Origin of the sequence: Methanomethylovorans sp. (genome assembly GCF_050177135.1) — an archaeon.
Lineage (GTDB): Archaea > Halobacteriota > Methanosarcinia > Methanosarcinales > Methanosarcinaceae > Methanomethylovorans.
The window spans coordinates 1-4,842 of the sequence record NZ_JBFXHJ010000152.1; the positions used below are offsets into that span (position 1 = coordinate 1).

A 4,842-nucleotide genomic window follows, 5' to 3' on the forward strand; every position below is an offset into this window, starting at 1 on the left:
TTTCAATTTCTTCTTTTGCTGTTTCTACATTATTTACATCGTTTACCTGCACAACAATTGAATCATAAACCTCATTCTCTGCATCTTCTATTATATCCACTGCTGCATCTATAGGCATATAAATGGCATTATCGTCTTCTCCGTCTTCAAGAATGCCTACTACTCGAACGGATTTTTCATTGATTTTAACTATCCTGTTCACACTGATCTGATTATCAAAAACTTCATGTGCAACGCTATAGCCTATGACTGCAACATTATTGTCCGCCGGATCAAGCATCCTTCCGGATTCCAGCTCATATGTGGACATATACTGCCATACTTGGGAATCGACGCCGTTTATGGAGAGACTTGCAGATTCACCCATAAAGTATACCTCTTCGTCTCCGCCTGATATACGCCCATCTATATAGGAAATATTGCTTATCAGTTTAATATCTCTTATATCCTTTTTAGTAAGTTCAGCATCTGTAGAGGAACCACCCCCCATCCCCGGTGGTCCCATTACTGACGAAGCCTTGCTATAGCCAGGTGTGATAGTAATTATAGTTAGGTCGAATTCCGACATACGCTCTTCCATGTCTGCAGTCATACTATCGCTAATGGAAATTATAGTTACGACCGAAGCTATGCCTATCACTATTCCTATAATTGTGAGCCAGCTGCGGATCTTACTATGATACAGAATGCTTAAAGCCATCTTCAGATAGCCGCTGGTCTTCATCGTTAATTACCTTCTTTCTTTTTTCCATGTTGTAAAAGTGAACCCAGCTTTTGAACTGCAGCAGGATTCTCACCATGCCTTTTTTTGTAATACTTTACATATCCGGCAAGAGCCACTGCTATCAAAATGATGTATACGATTGAGCTTAAGCTTGACGAATTCGTTTGTACATTAGAATTTGCTGAGGTTGTGTCCTGTGAAATCTGAACTGATTTTTCTACAGTATTCCTCTGACCTGCAGAGTCTGTGTATTCTATCAAAACTTTTAGTTCATTGCTGGTTTCTGATGTATTTGTGCTTGATTTCCCATTAGGAGTGCTTTGAGCATTTCCTACTCCCTCCTTTGCTATTGCAAAAGAGGCAATTGTATAGTCTCCTTTTTCCAGATTACCTACAATTGAAGAAGAACTGCCTGATACAGTATAACCATCCTGTTCAGGGATAGATACTTTCACTGAATAAGCTTCATTATTGCCTATATTAGCAACTGAGAAAGACAGCTCTCCATCGGAATTATCTGAGAATGCAACGTCGAAATCCGTCCCGCCTCCTACAAACATTCCAGCTTTCGTTGAAATTGTACTGACATTTGAGTTATAGTCCTCTACCTGAAGGGTAACATCCAATTGGTAAAGACCTGGATCTGCATTCACATCAGCCATTACTATATAACCGACAGTTACAGATTGGTTGGCAGCAAGATATCTAATGTATTTGGTATTCGATGAATATACAGGTAAAATCGTTCCTGTGGAATCATCCCAGGATATCTGCATATTCTTCAAGGGGGAAGTTCCAGTGTTTGTAACTACAAAATCAAGTTGCTCCTCAGTGGCAAAGTCTATGCTAGACTTGCTTATTGTCACAATCTGAGCGTATTCCTTACCTCTTACTTCAATATCCAGTGTAGTTGTTTTAGTTGTACCACTTGAATCAGTAGTAACAATGTCCAGCTCATATGCGCCTGCTGGTACGTCACTATCTATCTTCAACTTCAATTTTACTGTCGCAGCCTCATCGTCGTCCTGTCTGGCATTGAGGTAGGGTATTGTCTTAGTTAATGATTCACCATTTACCTGTGAGAATGGATATTCAGGTTGTGCAGTCACAACTATATTTTTAAGATTCTCATTTCCGAAGTTCTGCACACTAAGGGTCAGTTCAACTGTTTCACCTGGTCTTGCAGGGTTTGGAGTTTGGCTCATAATTGCAACACTTACACCGGAAGCATCCACATAATTGCTTGCTGCAGCAGCATTTGCGATGGGAGATAGCATTATGAGCACAATCAACAACAATTTTTTCATTATAGTCACCTTAATTGTTTTTTCTTTCTTCTATTGATTCTACTAGTCCATCCTTGATGTGAAAGACTCGTTCAGCGTATCTGACAAGACTCACATCGTGTGTTACGATGATAATCGTCTTTCCCTTTTTCTTATGCAAATCACTCAAGAAATCAAGAATGTATGTTCCTGTTTTGCTATCGAGGTTACCTGTGGGTTCATCAGCCAGTATAATATCAGGGTCAACGGCTAGTGATCTAGCAATGGCAACTCTCTGTCTCTGGCCACCAGACAATTGTGATGGTAGATTATGCGCTTTTTGTGACAAGCCTACCATATCTAATAGTTTAGTGGCTTTGTCAGTAGCAAAAGAAGAATCTACTTCCTGGAATTCTAAAGGAAGCATTACATTTTCGAGTGTGTTTAAAGTGGGTAGCAGGTTGAACTGCTGGAAAATGAAACCTATCATTTTACCTCTAATGATTGCAAGTTCAGATTCACCAAGCTGTGAGATATCTTTTCCATTGAGAAAAACAGTGCCTTTACTTGGTATATCAAGGCAGCCTAACAAGTTCATCAAAGTACTTTTCCCACTACCGCTTGGACCCAGTATGATCACAAACTCGCCTTTTGATATAGTTAGATCAATACCCTTCAAAGCAGCGAATTCAGTTTCTCCCATCTGGTAGATCTTCCAGACATCCTTCAGTTTAAGGAGTGTAGAAGAATTAGTATTGTTATTCAAATCTTCATCAAAGTTATCAACCATAAGGAAATCTCCTTATTTTAGATTCTGGAAGAAACAGATGGAGATGGAACTTGCTCTGTACTATTGGACAAGCTTTTCACCATATTCCATACTAACAGATTGAATCGTCTTTTATCAAGGGCAGTATAATTTTTTAACCCGTAACTTTTTTTCACAATATCTCTCCATTATATACCACTAATCTACTTTTTAGTCAATCTCCTAAAGGAGGCATCCACAGGAGAGTGGAATGCCTCCTATTCCCTCCTTTTTGTGGTGCCACTCATAGGAGTTTGGGGATGGCTGTGTTGGGTGGTACCTCACATCTTTTTTGATGAAAGGCAATCCCTACATTGTTAAAATGATTATAAATCAAAAGTGGAGATTACCTCCACATTGCGGTAATTATCATACAGTAGGAGTATTGAGTCAATAGATGTCTTTTTTGCTACTTGTGTTGATGCAAATATTTACAAAGCGATATCCATATTTAGTTTTACAAGTAACTTCTTTGCACTTTGTAATTCATGAAAAATAGATTGACTCTGCACATCTGCTCTTCTTAAATAATTTAGTGATTTTGCAGATCCTCATAACAAAGGGAAGTAGTAGAATAATATTAAATTTAATAGATACTTTTATGTTATGTTAAAGTAATTTGATATTTACATATGAATTATCGTTGTACTTTAGTTTCATGCGGAACTATTATATATCTCATACAGCTATCAAGCTGTTGATAGTCTCATATGGAATAATCTGTCCATATTGTGCAAGATTTATCTTAGTAAAGATCAGCTTATCGATAGCTATTTTGGAGCAATGAAAAGCGAAAAATAATATTTTACAAATATCAATTCAGTTTCATATGCTACTATTTATATAATGTGTCAAATTTCAACAAAAATATTCAGATTCTGAAAGTGAAGGGTAAAGTATGGATGATGCAATGATGTTACTAGGTTCGATTGCCCACATTCAGCGGAGCAATTTAGCCTATATGGCAAAAGAACTCGAAGCTTATCGAATTGGAAGCGGGCAATTTGAGTTTTTACTGGTTTTATATCATTATGATGGAATATCCCAAGAAGCCATTGCAAAACTCCTGAAAGTGAGCAAAGCAACAAGTGCCAGATCAATCCAGAGTCTTGAACAAGAAGGTTATGTTTACAGGCAAAGGGATGAAAATGATCTTCGAGCTTACAAGGTTTACCTGACTGAAAAAGGCAAGGGGATGAGAGAACTAATATTGGAAAAACAAGCTTCTATGATCAAAATTCTCTTTTCGGATTTTACATATGTGGAAACAGAAATTTTGAAGCTACTTCTCCATAAAGCTGCTATTAAACTTTTTGAGCCTGGATTCGAGCCTCCATCTGATAAATCAAGTGAGATGAAGTAAAAACTACCGAGATGAGAAAATGGAAGAAAAAAGTGATTTTCTTGGTAAAGATAATGTAAGAAAGCTCCTGTTTAAGCTTTCAACTCCCATTATCATTGGAATGCTGGTACAGGCTCTTTATAATGTAGTGGACACTTTTTTCGTGGGAATGGCGTATGGAGAAGATAGTGTCCGGGCTATAGGCGGTCTTTCAATAGCTTTCCCAGTTCAAATGATCATAATGGCATTTGGAATTGTTCTTGGAACAGGTGGATCTTCCATAATCTCCCGGGCTCTTGGAGCACGAAATAATGAAAAAGCAGAAAGAGTTCTTGGGAATGTTTTTTCCCTAAGTTTGGTTTTAAGTGTGCTTATAGTCGTTCCTTGCCTTCTTTACCTCGAACCCATTTTAAAGGTATTCGGGGCAACTGCCGGAGTTCTGCCTTATGCCAGAGATTACCTTAAGTATATTATTTTAGGCGGTATTTTCTTTGTTTTTGGGGTGGCTGTTCAGAATATTGTCCGATCAGAAGGCAATTCCCGCCTTGCTATGAATGCTATGCTTCTAGGAGGCGGCCTCAATATAATACTTGATCCGGTTTTCATGTTTGGTTATGGAATGGGTGTTGAAGGCGCTGCAATTGCAACCGTGCTATCTCAAGCTGTTGCTTCGGTTTGGCTTATGTTATACTACCTTAAAGGA

Annotated in this window: 5 protein-coding genes; 2 read left to right on the top strand and 3 right to left on the bottom strand. The window is 38.2% G+C overall.

The window, feature by feature from the left end; all coding sequences use genetic code 11:
- The 3 genes from AB7U21_RS10275 to AB7U21_RS10285 form a co-directional block, all read right to left on the bottom strand.
- Positions 1 to 724, bottom strand: a 724-nt coding sequence (locus AB7U21_RS10275) for an ABC transporter permease (protein ID WP_428388808.1), incomplete at its 3' end; no start/stop codon positions are given.
- A 2-nt stretch (positions 725 to 726) separates the two neighbouring features.
- Positions 727 to 2,031 (bottom strand): COG1361 S-layer family protein, encoded by a 1,305-nt coding sequence (locus AB7U21_RS10280; RefSeq protein WP_428388810.1) that lies wholly within the window; start codon positions 2,029 to 2,031, stop codon positions 727 to 729.
- A 10-nt stretch (positions 2,032 to 2,041) separates the two neighbouring features.
- On the bottom strand, positions 2,042 to 2,779 hold the full coding sequence (locus AB7U21_RS10285; protein ID WP_428388812.1) for an ABC transporter ATP-binding protein: 738 nt from the start codon (positions 2,777 to 2,779) through the stop codon (positions 2,042 to 2,044).
- A gap of 916 nt (positions 2,780 to 3,695) precedes the next feature.
- Here AB7U21_RS10285 and AB7U21_RS10290 point away from each other — a divergent pair.
- Together AB7U21_RS10290 and AB7U21_RS10295 are read left to right on the top strand one after the other, a co-directional pair.
- Positions 3,696 to 4,160, top strand: a complete 465-nt coding sequence (locus tag AB7U21_RS10290) for a MarR family winged helix-turn-helix transcriptional regulator (protein WP_428388814.1) — start codon at positions 3,696 to 3,698, stop codon at positions 4,158 to 4,160.
- 19 nt (positions 4,161 to 4,179) lie between these two features.
- A partial coding sequence (locus tag AB7U21_RS10295; protein WP_428388816.1) for an MATE family efflux transporter occupies positions 4,180 to 4,842 on the top strand: 663 nt, incomplete at its 3' end.